General features: G+C 73.1%; 16 protein-coding genes. 2 read left to right on the top strand and 14 right to left on the bottom strand.

What is annotated here, in order from left to right:
- Nucleotides 1-121: 121 nt before the first annotated feature.
- The 7 genes from C1I99_RS17330 to C1I99_RS17300 all read right to left on the bottom strand — a co-directional run bounded on the left by C1I99_RS17330 (nucleotide 122) and on the right by C1I99_RS17300 (nucleotide 9,953).
- On the bottom strand, nucleotides 122-1,216 hold the full coding sequence (locus tag C1I99_RS17330) for a hypothetical protein (RefSeq protein ID WP_111135261.1): 1,095 nt from the start codon (nucleotides 1,214-1,216) through the stop codon (nucleotides 122-124).
- Nucleotides 1,217-1,282: 66 nt separating this feature from the next.
- Entirely contained in the window at nucleotides 1,283-2,635 is a 1,353-nt protein-coding gene (locus tag C1I99_RS17325; RefSeq protein WP_233512561.1) for an ABC transporter ATP-binding protein, read from the bottom strand.
- A gap of 90 nt (nucleotides 2,636-2,725) precedes the next feature.
- The gene (locus tag C1I99_RS17320) at nucleotides 2,726-4,933 is read right to left on the bottom strand and encodes a bifunctional glycosyltransferase/CDP-glycerol:glycerophosphate glycerophosphotransferase (protein WP_111135260.1); all 2,208 of its coding nucleotides are present in this window, start codon (nucleotides 4,931-4,933) and stop codon (nucleotides 2,726-2,728) included.
- Nucleotides 4,934-4,949: 16 nt separating this feature from the next.
- Nucleotides 4,950-6,941 carry a DUF5941 domain-containing protein gene (locus tag C1I99_RS17315; RefSeq protein WP_199562196.1) on the bottom strand — a complete coding sequence of 664 codons (1,992 nt, stop codon included), beginning with the start codon at nucleotides 6,939-6,941 and terminating at the stop codon, nucleotides 4,950-4,952.
- Nucleotides 6,938-7,684, bottom strand: coding sequence for an ABC transporter ATP-binding protein (locus tag C1I99_RS17310; RefSeq protein WP_111135259.1), 747 nt, complete (start codon nucleotides 7,682-7,684; stop codon nucleotides 6,938-6,940). The genes C1I99_RS17315 and C1I99_RS17310 overlap by 4 nt, the downstream gene beginning before the upstream one ends.
- Complete coding sequence (locus tag C1I99_RS17305; protein ID WP_111135258.1) at nucleotides 7,685-8,512, bottom strand: ABC transporter permease; 828 nt, start codon at nucleotides 8,510-8,512, stop codon at nucleotides 7,685-7,687.
- Between the two features lie 70 nt (nucleotides 8,513-8,582).
- On the bottom strand, nucleotides 8,583-9,953 hold the full coding sequence (locus C1I99_RS17300) for an L-serine ammonia-lyase (protein ID WP_111135262.1): 1,371 nt from the start codon (nucleotides 9,951-9,953) through the stop codon (nucleotides 8,583-8,585).
- A 382-nt stretch (nucleotides 9,954-10,335) separates the two neighbouring features.
- On the opposite strand from C1I99_RS17300, the gene C1I99_RS17295 reads away from it, so the two are divergent.
- Entirely contained in the window at nucleotides 10,336-10,545 is a 210-nt protein-coding gene (locus C1I99_RS17295; RefSeq protein WP_111135257.1) for a PspC domain-containing protein, read from the top strand.
- A 255-nt stretch (nucleotides 10,546-10,800) separates the two neighbouring features.
- On the opposite strand, the gene C1I99_RS17290 is transcribed toward C1I99_RS17295, so the two are convergent.
- The 7 genes from C1I99_RS17290 to pdxH all read right to left on the bottom strand — a co-directional run bounded on the left by C1I99_RS17290 (nucleotide 10,801) and on the right by pdxH (nucleotide 17,024).
- Nucleotides 10,801-11,565 carry a DUF4230 domain-containing protein gene (locus C1I99_RS17290; protein WP_111135256.1) on the bottom strand — a complete coding sequence of 255 codons (765 nt, stop codon included), beginning with the start codon at nucleotides 11,563-11,565 and terminating at the stop codon, nucleotides 10,801-10,803.
- Nucleotides 11,566-11,730: 165 nt separating this feature from the next.
- Nucleotides 11,731-12,891: an acyl-CoA dehydrogenase family protein gene (locus C1I99_RS17285; protein ID WP_111135255.1), complete on the bottom strand. Its 1,161-nt coding sequence runs from the start codon at nucleotides 12,889-12,891 to the stop codon at nucleotides 11,731-11,733.
- 47 nt (nucleotides 12,892-12,938) lie between these two features.
- Nucleotides 12,939-13,244 (bottom strand): type II toxin-antitoxin system VapB family antitoxin, encoded by a 306-nt coding sequence (locus C1I99_RS17280; protein ID WP_111135254.1) that lies wholly within the window; start codon nucleotides 13,242-13,244, stop codon nucleotides 12,939-12,941.
- A 188-nt stretch (nucleotides 13,245-13,432) separates the two neighbouring features.
- Nucleotides 13,433-14,035, bottom strand: coding sequence for a nitroreductase family protein (locus tag C1I99_RS17275; RefSeq protein ID WP_111135253.1), 603 nt, complete (start codon nucleotides 14,033-14,035; stop codon nucleotides 13,433-13,435).
- A 14-nt stretch (nucleotides 14,036-14,049) separates the two neighbouring features.
- On the bottom strand, nucleotides 14,050-14,979 hold the full coding sequence (locus tag C1I99_RS17270) for an aldose 1-epimerase family protein (RefSeq protein ID WP_111135252.1): 930 nt from the start codon (nucleotides 14,977-14,979) through the stop codon (nucleotides 14,050-14,052).
- 114 nt (nucleotides 14,980-15,093) lie between these two features.
- Entirely contained in the window at nucleotides 15,094-16,398 is a 1,305-nt protein-coding gene (locus tag C1I99_RS17265; protein WP_111135251.1) for an MFS transporter, read from the bottom strand.
- Complete coding sequence (gene pdxH, locus C1I99_RS17260) at nucleotides 16,395-17,024, bottom strand: pyridoxamine 5'-phosphate oxidase (protein WP_111135250.1); 630 nt, start codon at nucleotides 17,022-17,024, stop codon at nucleotides 16,395-16,397. The genes C1I99_RS17265 and pdxH overlap by 4 nt, the downstream gene beginning before the upstream one ends.
- 287 nt (nucleotides 17,025-17,311) lie before the next feature.
- Here pdxH and C1I99_RS17255 point away from each other — a divergent pair, with 287 nt between their 5' ends.
- Nucleotides 17,312-18,418 (top strand): citrate synthase 2, encoded by a 1,107-nt coding sequence (locus C1I99_RS17255; RefSeq protein WP_111135249.1) that lies wholly within the window; start codon nucleotides 17,312-17,314, stop codon nucleotides 18,416-18,418.
- Nucleotides 18,419-18,481: the final 63 nt, after the last annotated feature.

Raw genomic sequence — 18,481 nt, 5'->3', positions numbered from 1 at the left:
CAGCTCCCGCTCCCCGCCCCGGCCCGAGACAGGCGCGTCAATCATGCAGTTATGGCTCGCAAGGGCCATGAAACGGGTTCTTCCCCCACCACAACTGCATGATCGACCCTGCGTCCAACCGTCAGAGGTTGGCGATCGTCCGCAGGATCTCGGCGTAGAAGTTGCCGTCGATACTGCGGAAGAGGGCGAAGTCCTGCCCGGGGTCGCCGAAGAACGGGCGCAGCGTCCAGGCGAGCTGGGTGCCGACGAAGCCGAAGAGCAGGATCCAGATGTACAGCAGGGTCATGCTGGCCGGGCGCTGGCCGGGCTCGTCGCGACGCAGCGGCGGGTTGGCCGACGGCCGCTGCGGGTAGCCGGGCGGCAGCAGCCCGGGCGGGTACCCGCCGACACCCACCGGCTGCCCGCCGGTCGCGACGAGCGCGGGCTGCGGGACGAGCACCGGCTGCTGGTTGGGCACCGGGGTCGCGGCAGGCTGCGCCGGGCCGGACTGGCTGGTGGCGGGCGCGGCGGACACGGGGCCGCCCGGCGTGCTGCCGTTCGCGGTCACCGCCGCGCCGCTCGTGGCCGCCCCCGCCGGTACCGCCACCGGCTCAGCGACCGCAGAGGCCGGCTGCGCCGCGCCGGCCTGGACCGCCGTGGGCCCCGCCTGGGCGGGCATGGCCTGGGCCGGCACGGCACCGGCGCCCGCCGCCGCCTGGTCGGCAGCGGCCGGGGCGAGCAGCCCGTGGTCGTTGAGCACCTGCATGCCGCCGGTCAGGAAGCGCAGGCCAACCACCGCCGACAGCGTCAGGATCGCCACGTTGAGCAGCTTGAAGAAGCCGTAGTCGGGGGCGGTGATGAGGAAGAAGAGGCTGATCGGCGCGAAGGCCACCGCCAGCATCGCGGTGACCGTGATCGCCACCATCACCAGGGCCAGTGACTGGCGTACCGAGAGTCGGGCGCCGAAGACCAGGTTGAACAGGTAGAGCGTGGGCAGGCAGATGGCCAGCGTGATCAGGAAGAGCAGCGGCAGCTTCACCGCCGAGGTCAGGGCCATCAGCACGCCGTGGAACGCGCCCAGCACGGCGCCGTAGCAGGCCAGTGCGATGGCGGAGCTGGCCAGCATCCGGCCGGTCAGCGCGGTAAGGTCGCGCTCGGCCACGATCTGCTGCCAGATGCTCTGCCGGTCGCGCAGGATGCGCTCGATGACCAGCAGGCTCGGACGGTCACCCGACACGGGTGCACCCCTCTCGGTCGATGCCCTGTGGACGATGGCCCGCCGACGGTAGGGCACCGGCGACGGTCACCGCCACCCCACGTCGATCCGGTCGCCGCGTTCGTCGAAGAAATGCAGTGCGTCCATGCGTACCGAGACGGCGAGCGGGTGACCGGCGGAGACCGCGGGGTATGGCGCCAGCCGGACTCCCAGTTCCGCCGGGCGGCGGTGGTGGCGGCCGGGGTCGTTGAGCACGCTGGTCCGGCCGCCCGGGGTGGGGGCCGGTTCCTCCCCCTCCGAGGTACGGCCGGTGAACCGCTGCATGACCTGCCCGAACCGGCGCAGCCCGCGCTGGCCGGTGTCGGGATTGTCCGGCCGGACGCCCAACTCGTCGACCACGATCGCGGTGGCCCCGATGTCGAGGAAGGCCAGCGACTCGTGCCCGTGGTGCTCCAGGTAGCGGATGCGGCCGCGGAGCACGTCGCCGGGGCTGTCCGGGGCGACCGGGGTGAGCGCCTCGGCCCGCATGCCCACCACAATCCGCTCGCCGTGGTAGTGCGCGACCGCACGGCTGCGGATGTCGTCCCAGGGCAGGTAGAGCGCCTGCTCGCCGAGGGTGAGGGTGACGTACCGGTCGAGGTGGACGTAGACCGAGGCCTCCAGCAGGTTCATCCGCGGGCTGCCGAGGAACGCGGCCACGTAGAGGGTCGCCGGCCGGCCGTACACCTGGGTGGGGGTGCCCACGTCCTGGAGCACCCCCTTGCGCATGATCGCGACCCGGTCGGCCATGGTCAGCGCCTCGGCCTGGTCGTGCGTGACGTAGACGGTGGTGACGCCCAACTCCCGGGTCAGGCCGGAGATCTCGGCGCGCAGCTCGGCGCGGAGCCCGCTGTCGAGATTGGACAGCGGTTCGTCCATCAGGAACAGGCCCGGCCGCCGGACGATCGCCCGGCCCATCGCGACGCGCTGGCGCTGCCCGCCGGAGAGCTGGCTGGGCTTGCGGCCGAGCACGTCGCCAATGCCGAGCGCGCTGGCCACGTCGGTGACCCGCTCACCGCGCGGCGTCGGCTCCACCCCGGCCAGCCGCAACGGGAACGCGATGTTGTCCCCGACGGTCATGTGCGGATAGAGCGCGAAGTCCTGGAAGACCATGGCGACCCTCCGCTCCCGGGGTGGCAGGTCGTTGGCCAGCTCGCCGCCGAGCAGCACCGCGCCCGACGTCGGGTCCTCCAGCCCGGCGATCATGCGGAGCACCGTGGACTTGCCGCAACCGGACGGCCCGAGCAGCACCATGAACTCGCCGTCGTTGACGTCGAGGTTGATGCTGTCGACGGCGACGGTGCCGTCCTTGAAAACCTTGGTGACATCCTTGAGCGCGACGGTCGTCACCGTCTCCTCCCCCAGCTCGGCCGAACCCCGAATGACTGTGACCAGGATCATGCGTCGCGCACATCGGGTAAACGTGCCATGTTCCGCTCGTAACAGACCCTTTAACACCATCGAGCGGTGGCGATTGGCCGATTCGCCGCCTCAGCAGGCCCTTCCGGGCTCCGGTGGCTCGCCGAGGAAGACCCGGCGGACCACCCGCTCAGCCGCGTGCCCGTCGTCGAGCGCGCAGAACCGGGCCCGGAACTGCTGCCGCGCCTTAGCCGCCGGCTCGGCGGTGACCTGGCCGGAGCGGAACAGGTCGAGCAGGTCGGCGAAGGTGCGGGCCACCGCGCCCGGCGGCTCCGCCGTCACGTCGAAGTAGACCCCGCGCGCCAGCCGGTACGCCTCCCAGTCCGGGGCGTAGACGACGATCGGCCGGTCCAGCACCGCGTAGTCGAACATCGCCGACGAGTAGTCGGTGACCAGCACGTCGGCGGCGAGGTAGAGATCCTCCACCCGCGGGTGGCCGCTCACGTCGCGGACCCGTTCCCGCTCCGCCGGCCGGCGCGCGCGCCGGTCCCGGTCGTGGAAGTAGTGGCTGCGCATCAGCAGCCGTCCGGTGGGGCCGAGCACGTCCAGGAACCGGCCCGGCTCGAACGGTGGCCGGTAGCCGGGCAGGTGCTCCCGGTGCGTCGGCGCGTACAGCACCACCTGCTCACCGAGGCCGATGCCGAGCTCGGCGCGGACCCGGAGCACCTCCTCGGCGGTGGCGGTCACCAACCGGTCGTTACGCGGGTAGCCCACCTCCAGCGTGGTGTACGCCGCCGGGTACGCCCGTTCCCACATCTGCGTGGAGAAGCTGTTCGAGGTGATGCTGTAGTCCCAGCGGTCCACCCGACGCAGCAGCCCGGCGAAGTCCATCCCGACCGCTCCGACCGGGTAGCGCCGCTGGTCGAGCCCCATCACCTTGACCGGCGTGCCGTGGTGGGTCTGCACGTGCACCGATCCCGGGCGCTTGCGCACGAAGTCGGGGAAGTTGACGTTGTTGACCAGCCAGCGGGCCCGGGCCAGCGCCCGGTAGTACGCCGGGGTGCCCGCCACCACGTACTCGACGCCCGCGGGCACGGTGTGCACCCTGTCCCGGCGGACGATCCACACCCCCCGGATCTGCGGCGCCAGCCGCCGGGCGGCCTCGTAGATCGCCGCCGGGTTGTCGGAGTAGCCGCGGTACCAGTACGCCGCGTAGACGGCCAACGTGGGGTCGAGCGGCCGGCGCAGCTCCGCCCGGTAGTACTCGCGCAGCAGGGCGTCGCGGGCCAGCCGGGTGGTCCGCCGGGCCACCGGCGCCACCCGCCGCCGGGTGGTGCGGGCCCGCCGCCGCGTGACGTCCCGGGCCCGGTGAGCGGTACGCAGCGCGCTGAACGTGCGCCACCGCCCGGCCGCCACCAGCCGGTGCTTGAGCCCCTCGATCCCCCTCGGCGCCGGGTAGCCGCCGGGTGGCAGCCAGCGCCGATAGTCGGCGGTGATCTGGGCGAAGAAGCCCCGCCGCAGTTCGGGGGCGATGCGCTGTCCGTTGCCGAGCACGGTCAGGTAGTGCCAGATCATCCGCTCGAAGACCGCCGGGCGCAGGTCGTCGACGGCCGGCCCCCACTCGTCCATCAGCCGGAACACCCGGTGCCACTGGGTGAACACCTCGAAGTGCCGGTCGCCCCGCGTCCTGGTGATCGCCCCGGCCCGGCGCTGCCGGTAGTTGACGCAGACCACGTCCAGCACGTCGATCCGCTCGGCGGCCATCAGCATCGGGTAGCTGAACGAGACGTCCTCGTACCAGCCCGGGGCGAAGCGCAGCCCGAGCTCGATCAGGAACCGCCGGCGGACCAGCCGGTTCCAGGCCGTGTGCAGCAGCCGCATCGTGTCCGGCCGGTCGCGCAGCCGGAAGGTGCCCGCCGGCGGCTCGGCGAACACCTCGGCCATCGCGCTGCGGGTGGTGGTGTCGTCCCAGTGCGCCCGAACATGGTCGACCAGGAGCACGTCCGGACGGGTGGCCCGCAGCCGCTGTGCGACCTCGGTCAGGCAGTCCGGGGCGAGCCAGTCGTCACCGTCGACGAACCAGACGTACTCGCCGGCGGCCCGGTCCAGCCCGACGTTGCGGGCCGGACCGAGGCCGACGTTCTCGGTCAGCCGGACGGCGTGCACCCGCCGGTCGCGGGCCGCGTACTCGGCGAGGATGTCGCCGCTGCCGTCCGGCGAGCAGTCGTCAACGCCGATCACCTCGATGTCGGCGACCGGCTGGCCGAGGATGGAGTCCAGACATTCGCGCAGGTAGCCCTGCACCCGGAAGGCCGGCACGACGAAACTGATCAGGGTCATCCGGCCGGCCCCTCCGTCAGCCCGGCGAGCGGCCTCGCGCTCCCGCCAGGCTGGCCGACGCCCGCAGGGCGCGGGCGGGCAGGACGACCCAGGCGAGGACGACGCTCCCTACGAAAACCACGAGAAGGTATGTACCGAGTGTAGCCATCCCGATAGCCGCAAATCCGACGATCGCCGCCAGGGCCAGCAGCGCCGAGCGCCCCTCCCAGCCCAGCGTGGCCGGGTGCAGCGGTGGCGCGGCCTGCCGCTTCTCCAGCCGCGCGGTGAGGTCGTAGTGGTGCAGGGTGAGCACGAAGACGTACCCGAAGACCAGCCAGGGTGGCACGCCGCCGACCACCCCGACCGCGATGGCGAACAGGTACTCGGCCGCCCGCAGCACGGCCGGCACCAGCCAGTCCAGCGGGCCGTTGTGCGCCGCCCCGGCCCCCAGACCACCGATTAGCAGCACCAGCAGCGCGACCGGCACCAGCCAGCGCGGGCCCTCCGCAGCACCGCCGGCCAGCGCCGCGAGCAACAGCGCCGCCGGGCCCAGCGCCGCGACCACCGCCAGCGTGAGCGGCCCCATCGGACGTACCACCGGCAGCCGGCCGGCCAGCGGACCGTCGTCGCGGTGCAGGGCGGCGTCGACCGTGTCCAGCACCGGCACCCACATCCAGCGCGCCCGCAGCGTGCGCAGCGCCCCGGTGTACGCGAACGCCAGCCCGCCCCACAGCAGCACCGCGAACAGGCTGACCCGCGGGCCGAACAGCGCCACCGTCAGGGCGATCAGCGCCCACCGCTCCCCGATCGGGAACACCACCGTCCGCTTCAACCAGTACGACACCGACCCGGTGTCCGCCTGCACGCGGGTGGAAGCGGCGTTGAGCCTGCCGCCGATCCCGCCGCCACCGCCGGCAGCGGCCGGCTTCGGCCGGCGGGCCGCCTCGTCGTGCAGCGCGCCGTACCAGGTGTCGGTCATGTGCCGCACGGTCTGCAGGGTCATCGCGGCGATCGCCAGCGCCCACCCGTACCGGAACCCGGCCTGCGTCGCCCCGTAGCCGAGACCGGCGTAAACCACGTACTCCTTGGCCCGGTCGGCCATGGTGTCCAGCCAGCCTCCCCAAGCGCTGAACCGCCGGGTGTACCGGGCCAGCTGGCCGTCCACACAGTCGAGCACGAAGCCCAGGTAGAGCAGGACCGCCCCGGCGACCAGGGCGGGCCGCCCGCCGACGCCGAAGAGCACCGCCGCGGCCACCGCGAAGGCCACCGAGAGCATGGTGACCGCGGTCGGGCCAAGCCCGATCCGGGCCGCCGCCTTCGTGACGTACGGGGACCAGGTGCTGACGAAGAAAGTGGTGAAGAAGTCGTCCCGCTCCTTGACCGACAGCCGCAGCTCCGCCCGGTCCTCGTCCACGGTCGCGACCGCCCCCTCGGCGGCGGCGAGCTGGGCGCCGTCGGTGACCCGGTGCGCGACGAGCAGGCGTACCCGGTGGGCGAAGATCAGCGCGTCGAGCGTGGTGAGGCCGGCGAAGAGCCGGTCCACGGCGGGCCCGGGCACCGGGGTGGTGCCGGCCGGCGCCACCCCGGCCGCCGCGGCGCGCGCGGCGGCGGCGAGCGACGGCAGATCGTCCGCGCCGACCCGCAGCGCGCCACCGAAGACGCCGGTGGCCGCCCCATCCAGCTCCGCCGGCGGCCCCGCGTCGACCACCTGGCCCCGCTCCTCGCGCACCGCGGTCCACCCGCCGGCCGGCGGGTCGGTGAGCACCAACGCCACGGTGGGCCCGGCCGGGCTGGTGGCGAGGTGGCGCAGCACAGCGGTGTGCGCCACCAGGTCGCCACCGGTGACGATCACCGGCCCGGTGGCCGCGTCGGCCAGCGCGGCCAGGTCGTCGAGGTCGGCGGCGAAGCGCACGTCGTCCGCCCCGGCGCGGCGGCACTGCGCGGCGAGCCGGTCGGCGAGGGACTCACCCGTGCCGGTTTGGAGGCTCGCGGCCCGGGCACCGGCGGCGAGCACAATCGCGAGCGTCACCGCGCGACCGCGCTGTGGTACGCGTCCAGCGCCTCGCCGATCGTCCCGTCGACGCACAACCGGCCCGCGTCGAGGTAGAGCCCCCGGCGGCAGAACCGGGTCAGGTCCTTTTCGTTGTGTGACACCAGCACCAGAGTGCGCCCCTCCCCGAGCAGACGGTCGATCGTCGCGTAACACTTCTTTCGGAACTCCGCGTCCCCGACCGCCGTCACCTCGTCCATCAGCAGGACGGGGTGCGGCAGGTGCGAGATGATCGCGAAGCCGAGCCGGACCTTCATGCCCGACGAGTAGTGCCGCACCGAGGTGTCGATAGCCCGCTCCACCTGCTCGCCGGCGAACGAGACGATCTCGTCGAAGTGCCGCTTCAGGTAGCCGGACGACAGCCCGTGCAGCCCGCCGACCAGGTAGAGGTTCTCCCGCCCGGTCAGGTCGTTGGAGAAGCCGGCGGAGAGCTCCAGCAGCGGGGCGACGTCACCGCGCACCCGGATCCGTCCCTCGTCGGGGATCAGCACGCCGGCGATCAGCCGCAGCAGGGTGCTCTTGCCGGTGCCGTTGCGGCCGATCACGCCGACGGTCTCCCCGGCCGCGACCCGGAACGACACGTCGCGCAGGGGCCAGAACTGCCCGGACGAGACGGCCCGGCGGCCCCGGTGGATGAACAGCTCACGCAGTCGCAGCTGCCGCCGCCGGTTACGGACGAACCGGATGCCGAGTCCATCCGCCTCGATGATCGGGTCGGCCATTCACAGTTCCTTGAGCACGGCGGGTTCGAGCCGGCGGAACGCCCACCAGCCGGCGACGAGCACCAGCACGCTGCCGGCGACCGTGGTGGCGAGCAGCCGGGCGTCCGGGAACTCGTCCGGGTACCAGACGGCGTGGTGCAGCTGGAAGATGCCGACCAGTGGGTTCAGCTCGTAGCCGAGCTTCAGCCAACCGGGCAGGTCCGAGTCGCGGACTAGGCCCAGCGGGTAGATGATCGGCGTGGCGTAGAAGAGCACCCGGATGATCAGCCGCATGAACCGCTCGACGTCGCGCATCAGCACGTTGCACGCCGAGAGCAGCAGCGCCATCCCGATCAGCAGGGTGGCCTGGACGGCCACCGCGAGCGGCAGGGCGAGCAGCGACCAGCCCGGGTCGACCCTGTCGTACGCCGCGTACGCGACGGCGACGGCGACCAGGATCGGCAGGCCGGCGGCGTACTCGGCGAAGCGGCCGGCGACCCGGCCGATCGGGAAGACCTGCCGCGGCACGTTCATCGTGGTGATCAGCCGGGACTGCCCGGTCAGCGCATTGGTCGCCTCGCTCAGCGCCGAACTGGTCCACATCCAGGCGAAGATCCCGGTGATCAGGAACAGCGGGTACGAGTCAGCGGCGCCGCCCAGGTGGCGGGTCGTGTCGCGGGAGTAGAGGACGCCGAAGACGAACCAGTAGATCGCCCCCATGCCCAGCGGCTCGATCAGCGACCAGAAATAGCCGAGCACCGACTGTTGGTACTTCACCGCGAGGTCGCGCCGGACGAGGATGCGCAGTGAGTTGCGGTGGGACCACAACGCCGGAACGCCCGAGGTCACCGTCGCCTCCCGCCTCACCAACGGACGACAGGTTAGCAGTCGGTGAACGAACGCCCCGAGCCGGACGGACTCAGCACTCGATCACGTTGACGGCCAGGCCGCCGCGTGCCGTCTCCTTGTACTTGACCTTCATGTCCGCACCCGTCTCGCGCATCGTCTTGATGACCTTGTCCAGCGAGACGTGGTGCACCCCGTCACCGCGCAGCGCCAGCCGGGCGGCCGTGATCGCCTTGATGCTAGCCACCGCGTTCCGCTCGATGCAGGGGATCTGCACCAGGCCGCCGACCGGGTCGCAGGTCAGCCCCAGGTTGTGCTCCATCCCGATCTCGGCGGCGTTCTCCACCTGCTCCGGGGTGCCACCGAGCGCCTCGGCCAGCCCACCCGCGGCCATCGAGCAGGCCGAGCCAACCTCCCCCTGGCAGCCCACCTCGGCGCCGGAGATCGAGGCGTTCTCCTTGAACAGCACGCCGATGGCGCCCGCCGCGAGCAGGAACCGCACCACGCCGTCGTCCGAGGCGCTGGGCACGAAACGCAGGTAGTAGTGCAACACCGCGGGGATGATGCCGGCGGCCCCGTTGGTCGGCGCGGTGACCACCCGGCCGCCGGCGGCGTTCTCCTCGTTGACCGCGAGGGCGAACAGGGTCACCCAGTCCATCGCGCGCAGCGGATCGGAGGTGGCCGCCTCCGCCTCCAGGCTGCGGCGCAGCTCGGCGGCGCGGCGGCGGACCTTCAACCCACCGGGCAGCACACCGTCGCGCTCGCACCCGCGCGCGACGCACTCCCGCATCACCCGCCAGATCTCCAGCAGGCCGGCGCGCACATCCGCCTCGGCGCGCCAGGACAGCTCGTTGGCGAGCATCACCTCACTGATCGACAGGCCGGTCCGGTTGGTCACGTCGAGCAGCTCGGCACCGGTGCGGAACGGGTAGCGGACCTTCGTGGTGTCCGGGGTGATCCGGTCCGCCCCGGCCGCCGCCTCGTCGACGACGAACCCGCCGCCGACGGAGTAGTACGTCCGGGCGCGCAGCTTGGCGCCGGCCCCGTCGTACGCGACGAAGGTCATCCCGTTCGGGTGGTACGGCAGCGACCGGCGGCGGTGCAGCACCAGGTCCCGGTCCGGGTCGAAGTCGATCTCGTGCGCGCCGAGCAGGCTCAACCGCCGCTCCGCCCGGATCCGGGCGATCCGCGGCTCGACCGTGTCGGTGTCCACCGTCTCCGGCGCCTCGCCGGCCAGCCCGAGCAGCACCGCCCGGTCGCTGCCGTGACCGTGCCCGGTGGCGCCCAGCGACCCGAACAGCTCCGCCTGCACCCGGGCGGTGTCGGCGAGCAGCCCGTCGCCCTTCAGCCCGGTGACGAAGGTCCGGGCGGCCCGCATCGGCCCCACGGTGTGCGAGCTGGACGGCCCGATGCCGACGCTGAAGAGGTCGAAAACACTGATCATGGCTGCGCTTTCCTCGCGGTCGTCCCCGTCGTACGGTTGCCGGCCCGGATGGTGGCCGCCCGGTCCGGCGGCCGCCGGGCACCGGGTCACCGGTGCCCGACCGGCGAGCCTACCCGCCCAGCTCACGCCCCGCCCGATCCTTCGACCCACCACCACGTTCCGGCGGGCCGGCACGATCCTGCGATCCGGCACCGGGCCCCCGGCCGCGCCCCGCCGCCGGTGACCGCGGCCGTCCTGGTGGCCGGATGTCGCGGAGAGCTCCCGGGTAAACCACCTACGGGTGGGCGGGTCACCGGTCCTCCTCGGGGCCGAGGGCGTCCTGGCCACCTGTTCCTACCGTGGATTCCAGACGCGGCGAACGCCGCAGAGTGGGAGTACGACGATGAGTCGCAAACTGGTCCGGCCCCGCCAGGGGCGCATGATCGCCGGCGTCTGCGCCGGCCTGGCCCAGCGGTTCGGCTGGTCAGCCGGGTTCGTCCGGCTGCTGTTCCTGCTGTCGCTGCTGCTGCCCGGCACCCAGGTGATCGTCTACCTGATCCTCTGGATCCTGATGCCCAACGAGGACCGCCACCTCGCCTCCACCCGCTACTGACCCCCGGCGTCGCGCACCCCAGGCCGGAAATGCTGCCTCCCAGCGTCACGAGGCAGCATTTCCGGGAAGTTGCCGCCTCCCCGTGGCACGAGGCAGCACTTTCGGGGACGTTGCTGGTTGCCGGTCTCACGGGCCGGGGCGGCCGCGGGGGTGGAGCCTGCCGCCGACCGGGTTCGGGGCGGGGAAGTAGCGCGAGTGCGAGTCGCCCGCCCCGGTTTGCGGAGCGGGCGACTCGCGTAGCGCGGGGGCCGGGCGTCAGGGGGCCGTGTAAGTGATGGTGACCGTCTCGTAGCCGAGGGAGCGGAGCAGGCCCTCCAGCATCTTGCGGGTGTTCTCCTCGGCCCGCTGGGTCAGGCCGCTGTCGCGGGCGGCGGCGGTGATCCGCTCCTCGGCGAGCTGGTAGACCTGCTGCTGCCGGTTCGGGTCGCCGCCGACCAGGTCGCCGATCCGGTTGAGCAGGCCGCGCTCCTCGGCGAAGACGTAACTGGACTCCAGGTCGAGGTTGGTCTTGCCGAGCTGCGGTGCCGGCAACTTGATCTCCACCGACCTGCCGTCGGCGGACTCGACCACCGCACCGTCGGAGATCGTCGCGAAGTCGACGTACGCCTCGATGCTGCCCGCCCCGACGAACAGCGTCCGCTCGTTGAGCAGCCAGTCGGGCACGTTGCGCCGGTCGTTCTGCAGGTCGACCACCACCTGGAAGTTGCCCTCGGCGGCGACGTAGCGGCTGAGGTCCTGGATCGACTTCAGCAGCGGCGGCTGGCTGCGGTCGGTCTGCTCCTTGGCGAACGGGTTGCGGAAGTCGGGCAGGATGCCGGTGGCCTGCACGCCGAGCAGCACCACCACCGTCAGCGCCGCCGCGCCGAGCACCCAGAGCAGGCCACGGGCCGGCCCGCCGGTGGGCCGGGACGCGCCCGGGGCGGGGTCGGATGTGACGTCTGCCCGGCTGGCGAGCGCGTCGCCGGTCGGGTAGCCGGGGAACTCCCTCGTGGGCTCGTTGATGTCACCGTCTCGGGCCATGGCCCTCACCGTCCTCGTCAGACACGTCGTCTGAGTCGACGGTACGACCCCGGTACGACACCCGCCCGCCGAGCGGCGACACCTCGCGGGCAGGTGCGCCCGTCAGGCGAACACCGGTGCCCTTCAGGGCGAACGGGTGCCGTCAGGCCGGACGGGTGTCCCCGGTCAGGCGAACGCGGCGACGCCGGTCAGCTGCTGCCCGATCACCAGCTGGTGGATCTCCGAGGTGCCCTCGTAGGTCAGCACGCTCTCCAGGTTGTTGGCGTGCCGCATCACCGGGTACTCGCCGGAGACGCCGTTCGCGCCGAGGATGGTGCGGCACTGCCGGGCGATGGCCAGGGCCTCCCGCACGTTGTTGAGCTTGCCCACGCTGACCTGCGCGGGGCGCAGCCTCCCGGTGTCGGCGAGCCGCCCCAGGTGCAGCGCCAGCAGCGCGCCCTTGTTCAACTCGACCGCCATGTCGGCGAGCTTGGCCTGGGTGAGCTGGAACCCGGCCAGCGGCTTGCCGAACTGGGTGCGGGTGGTGGCGTACTCCAGGGCGGTCTCCAGGCAGTCGCGGGCCGCGCCGAGCGCTCCCCAGACGATGCCGTACCGGGCCTCGGTGAGGCAACTCAGCGGCGCCTTGAGCCCGACCGCCTCCGGTAGCCGCGCGTCAGCCGGGAGCCGGACGTCGTCGAGCACGATCTCCCCGGTGACGGAGGCGCGCAGCGACATCTTGTGCCGGATCTCGCGCGCCGCCACCCCCGGCGTGTCCATCGGTACGGCGAAGCCGCGTACGCCGTCCTCGGTGCGCGCCCAGATCACCGCGACATCGGCGACCGGAGCGTTGGTGATCCACATCTTGCCGCCGGTGAGCACCCAGTCGTCACCGTCCCGGCGGGCCCGGGTGGTCATCGACGCCGGGTCGGAGCCGTGGTCCGGTTCGGTCAGGCCGAAGCAGCCGATCGCCTCGCCGGTGGCCATCGCCGGCAGCCAGCGCTGCTTCTGCTCCTCGCTGCCGTAGCGCCAGATGGCGTACATGGCCAGCGACCCCTGCACCGAGACCAGGGAGCGGACGCCGGAGTCGCCGGCTTCCAGCTCCAGGCAGGCCAGCCCGTAGGCGACGGCCGAGGCGCCGGCGCAGCCGTACCCGGTCAGGTGCATGCCGAGCAGGCCGAGCTTGCCGAACTCGCGGGCCAGTTCCCGCGCGGGCACCTGGCCCTCCTCGTACCAGCCGGCCACGTGCGGGCGGACCCGGTCGTCGACGAGCTGGCGCACCACGGCGCGGATCTGCCGCTCCTCCTCGCTGAGCGACGAGTCCAGATCGAGCAGGTCGGTACGGCTCATGGCAGCCACCTTAACGAAGCCTCAGGCTGACGTGGGGGCGCGGACCGTCACTCGACCGGCCCGGAGAGGACGAGCACCCGGGCGTGGATCTGGTTGCGCTGCTGTAGGGCTGCCCGCAGCGCACGGTGCAGACCGTCCTCCAGGTAGAGCCCGCCGTTCCACTGCACCACGTGCGGGAACAGGTCGCCGTAGAAGGTGGAGTCCTCGGCGAGGAGCTTGTCCAGCGCCAGCTCGCGCTTTGTGGTGATCAACTGGTCCAGGCGCAGCGGCCGCGGCGGGATCTCCGCCCACTGCTTGAGCGTCAGGTGGTGCTCCGGGTAGGGACGCCCGTCCCGGACCGCTCTGAAGATCACGACGGCACGCTCCCCTCCCCGTGGCCGGGCCGACCCGCGGCGCCGGGCCGGGTCGCGGCGTGGCGCCGCGACCCGCGGCACCGATGACCGTGCCAGCCTAACCGGCTGCACCACACCGCGTTCTGCTCCCTGATGTCAGTTTCGCTACCGGCCGTCCCCTTCTCAACCGGGCAAAACGTCGGAGCGGGTCAGCTCCAGCGCCCTCGCCGGACCACCTCACCCACGGGGCGGCGACCCCGACGCAGCGACGGTGACCGGTGGTCCGGCGCACGGTAACCGATGGTGACCGCACCGATGGGCTGGAACTCCGCCGGCACGCCGAACGCCGCCCGATAGGCGTCCTGCCGCTGCCCCGGGATACCGAAGAAGCACGCCCCCAGCCCCTCGTCCACCGCCGTCAGCAGCATCAGCAGGGCGGCGAAACCGGCGTCGACGTACCAGTAGGGCACCGGCCAGCGCTCCGCCGACCGGTCCGCCCAGCCCTTGTCCGGCTCCGCGTACCGCTCCAGGTACACGGAGCGGTTGGCATGCGGCACGATGATCAAGGGTGCCCGGCGCATCCCCGCCAGCCACCGCTCCCGGCCGCCGCCGCCCGGGGTGGCCGCCGTCCAGAACCGCTCCCGGTCCGCCGGGCTCTCCAGCACCAGGAAGCCCCAGCCCTGGGCGAAACCGGCCGACGGCGCGCGGACGGCGTGGTCGAGCAACCGCTCCACCACGTCGGGCGGGACGGGGCGGTCCGGGTCGTAGTTGCGCACCATCCGGCGTCGCCGGACCACCTCGGTGAACTCCATGCCGCTCCCTGCGCTCAGGCCCCGGGCCGGACGCCCCAGACGCCCCGCCAGGTCGCCCCCGGCTCCAGCCTGATCACGTCCCGGCCGGAGCGGAAGGCGTCCGGCGGGCAGGTCATCGGCTCGATCGCCACCGACCGGCGGTGCCGCCGGCCGACCAGTGAATCCCCGGTGAAGACCTGCCACCAGCCGAACTCCCGGTCGGCCCAGATGTGCACGCCGGCGGAGCCGTCCGGAGCGGTCAGACTGGCCGTCGAACCACCGTCGTCGTCCCGGAGCACCTCGCCGAAGGCCAGGTCGAGCCGCGCCGCGCCGATCCGGCGTGGGCTGGTCCAGTCGTACCCGGTGCCGGCGACCGGGGTGGCCCCGATGGGCAGCAGCCGCGAGTCCACCTCCAACCGGCTCCGGGTGGGCAGCCGCAGCGTCAGGTCGTCCACCGCCACCCCGGGCAGTTGCAGGTACGGGTGCACGGCGAAGCCGAACGGCGCCGTCTCCCCGCCGGTGTTGGTCACCTCGTGCTCGGCGCGCAGTCCGCCCGGGCCGACGCGCCATTGGCTGCGCAGCCGCAGCGGCCACGGGTAGCCGGGTTGCGGCGGCAGGTCGTAGCCGACGGTCACCGCGTCCTCGGCCTGCTCCAGCAGCCGCCACGGCACCCAGTTGACCAGTCCGTGGATGGCCACCGCGCGGTCCGGCTCGCTCAGCGAGAGCTGCAACGACCGCTCCCCGAAGGTGTAGCGCCCGTCGCGGATGCGGTTCGGCCAGGGGGCCAGCACCTGCCCGGCGCAGCCGGGGCAGAGCTCGTCGGCGGCGTACCCGTCGAGGTAGTCGACCCCGTCGTGCCGGTATGTGCGCACCCCGCCACCCACCTCCACGATGACGGCCTCGTGGCCGGCGGCGGAAATGGTCCACTGCGCACCCGAGGGTGGGCGCTGGTCTGGGGTGTCCATGCCGGGGACCTTAATCGCTGCGCCCCGATCCGCGCGCGACCCGGGTCACCCACGGCCCCGGCGAGGCACGAGCCGGCCACGCACGAACCGGGCCACGCTGGCCGGGCGGGCGGGTCACGCCCGGTCGTCCCGCGGCGGGGTCACGGCCCGGTAGCGCAGCAGAGCCGGGAAGGCCACCGCCAGCAGCACCGCGAGCGCCGCCGAGATCAGGCCGCCGCTGACCCAGGCCACGCCGCCGCCGAACCCGGCGGCCACCGCACCGGCCCGCAGGTCGCCCAGGCGCGGACCGCCGGCGATGACCACCGTGTTGACGCCCTGGAGCCGGCCGCGCATCCGGTCCGGGGCGTAGACCAGCAGCATCGACTGGCGCAGCACCGCGCTCACCAGGTCGGCCGCGCCGGCCACCGCGAGCAGGACCACCATCAGCCAGAGCTGGCCGGCGAGCCCGGCTGCGGCGACCGCCAGCCCCCAGCCGACCACCGCCGCCACCAGCGCCAGACCCTGCCGGTGCAGCCGGCCGATCCACCCGGAGGTGAGCCCGCCGAGCATCGCGCCGATCGCGATGGCGCTGTAGAGCCAGCCGACTGCCGCCCCGCCGCCAAACCGTTCCACGGCGATCTCCGGGAAGAGCGCGCGCGGCATGGCCAGCACCATCGCGATCAGGTCGATGGCGAACGACAGCAGCAGCACCGGCGTGGTGGCCAGGTAGCGCAGCCCGTCGACGATGCTGGCCAGCCCGGCCCGGCGGGGCGCGGACGCCTCGCCGTCCTCCGTCGGCATCGGCGGCATGGCGGGCAGCCGCACCGTCGCCCAGACCGCGACGGCGAACAGCGCCGCGTCGACCGCGTACGCGATGGGGAGGCCGACCTCGATGTCCCAGCCGGCGAAGATCAGACCGGCGGCGAGCGGGCCGAAGACCGCGGCGGCGGTGAAGGTGGTGAAGTTCAGCGTGCTCGCGGCCGGCACCAGCTCGACCGGCACCAGCCGGGGCAGGATCGCGTTGCGGGTCGGCGAGCTGATCGCGAAGGCGATCGACTGCACCGCCACCAGCACCAGCAGCAGCAGCGGGCTGTCGACCCCGAGCAGCGCCTGCACCAGCAGGCCGACGGTCGAGGCCCAGAGCAGCGCCGAGGTGACCAGCAGCACCTGGCGCCGGTCGCGCACGTCGGCCACCGCGCCGCCCCAGAGCCCGAAGACCAGCAGCGGTACGAACGCGGCGACGCCGATCAGCCCGACCCAGAACGAGTCCTCGGTCAGCGCGTACATCTCCACCGGCACGGCGACGGCGGTGAACTGCATGCCGAACATGGCGATGCCGTTGCCGAGCCACATCCGCCGGTACGCGGGCACGGCCAGCGGCCGCAGGTCGATCGCCCAGCGGCGCACCCCGCGCGGCCGGGCCTGGGTCACCCCCGTCACGGCGCCAGCCGCTCGACGGTCCACCCACCCGACGCCGCCCGGCGGAACCGCAGCCGGTCGTGCAGCCGGCTGGCCCGGCCCTGCCAGAACTCCACCGAATCCGGCCGCACCCGCAGCCCACCCCAGTGCGGCGGCGCCGGGATCGGCTCGACGTCGGCGAAGCGTTCCGCCGCGGCCCGGTACGCGTCGTCCAGCGCCGCCCGGTCCGGGACGACCCGGGACTGCTCACTGGCCCAGGCGCCGAGCTGGGAGCCGCGTGGCCGGCTGGCGAAGTACGCCTCGGTCTCGGCCCGGCCGACCCGCTCCACCCGGCCGGTCACCACCACCTGCCGCTGCATCGCGAACCACGGGAAGACCAGGCTGGCGTACGGGTTGGCGGCCAGCTCGGCGCCCTTGCGCGACCCGTAGTTGGTGAAGAAGACGAAGCCCTCCGGCTCGTACGCCTTGAGCAGCACCGTCCGCCCGCTGGGCCGCCCGGCGGCGTCGGCGGTGGCGAGCACCATCGCGTTCGGTTCGGGCAGCCCGGCGGCCACCGCGTCGGCGAACCAACGGCCGAACTGGGTGTGCCAGTCGGCGGCCAGGTCGGCCTCGGAAAGGCCCAGGTCCGGGGCGTACTCGTTACGCATCGCCGCTGGCCGCACTGTGTCACCCGTCACGTTCGGTCTCCTCCCCCTCGGGCCGCCCGGCGCCCAGCGGCGCAGGCCAGCCCGTACCGCCCAGTGTCGCCGAAGGCCGCGGGCGGCGTCCGGCGGGGGATGTCACGCGCGGCACAGTCGCGGCGGGTCGCGCTCCCCGTTACCCAGCAGGCAAGATGGCACGAACATACGTCCCTGAGGGTCGCCTGAGGCGCTCGGCCGGCTGGGCCGGAGGAGAGCCCCGACCGGGCGCACCGAGCAGATCCAGGAGTAGCGACATGGCCGATTTCAAACCCGGGCTGGAGGGCGTCGTAGCCTTCGAGACCGAGATCGCCGAACCCGACCGCGAGGGCGGCGCGCTGCGCTATCGCGGGGTCGACATCGAGGATCTCATCGGCCAGGTCTCCTTCGGCAACGTGTGGGCCCTGCTGGTCGACGGGCGCTTCGGCCCGGGCCTGCCGCCGGCCGAGCCGTTCCCGGTACCGGTGCACTCCGGCGACATCCGGGTGGACGTGCAGTCCGCGGTGGCGATGCTCGCCCCGTACTGGGGCCTGCAGCAGCTGCTGGACATCTCCGACGAGCAGGCCCGCGAGGACCTGGCCCGGGTGTCGGTCACCGCGCTCTCCTTCGTCGCGCAGTCCGCCCGCGGGCTGGGCCTGCCGGCGGTGCCGCAGAAGGAGATCGACAAGGCGTCCACGATCGTCGAGCGCTTCATGAAGCGCTGGCGGGGCGAGCCGGACCCGCGGCACGTCAAGGCCGTCGACGCGTACTTCATCTCGGCCGCCGAGCACGGCCTGAACGCCTCCACCTTCACCGCCCGGATCGTCGCCTCCACCGGCGCGGACGCCGCGGCCTGCATCTCCTCCGGCATCGGGGCGCTCTCCGGCCCGCTACACGGCGGCGCCCCGTCGCGGGTGCTGAGCATGCTGGAGGCGGTCGAGCGCAGCGGCGACGCCGACGGCTACGTCAAGGGTGTGCTCGACCGGGGCGAGCGGCTGATGGGCTTCGGCCACCGGGTCTACCGGGCCGAGGACCCGCGCGCCCGGGTGCTCCGCCGCACCGCCAAGGAGCTGGGCGCGCCCCGCTTCGAGGTGGCCGAGGCGCTGGAGAAGGCCGCCCTGGAGGAGCTGCACGCCCGCAAGCCCGACCGGGTGCTCGCCACCAACGTCGAGTTCTGGTCCGCCGTGGTGCTCGACTTCGCCGAGGTGCCGGCGCACATGTTCACCTCGATGTTCACCTGCGCCCGGATGGGCGGCTGGAGCGCGCACATCCTGGAGCAGAAGAAGCTGCAGCGGCTGGTCCGCCCGTCCGCCCGCTACGTCGGCCCGGGCAGCCGCAAGCCGCAGGAGGTCGAGGGCTGGGACGCCATCCCGCACGGCGTCTGATCCGCGTACCGCCCGCCGGGGCCTCGTCCGCGGACGAGGCCCCGGCGCGTGCCCGGCCCGCCC

Origin of the sequence: Micromonospora deserti (assembly GCF_003236335.1) — a bacterium.
Classification (GTDB): domain Bacteria; phylum Actinomycetota; class Actinomycetes; order Mycobacteriales; family Micromonosporaceae; genus Micromonospora; species Micromonospora deserti.
The sequence above is the reverse complement of the archived record's forward strand: the minus strand, read 5'-3'. Positions and strand labels throughout refer to the sequence as shown.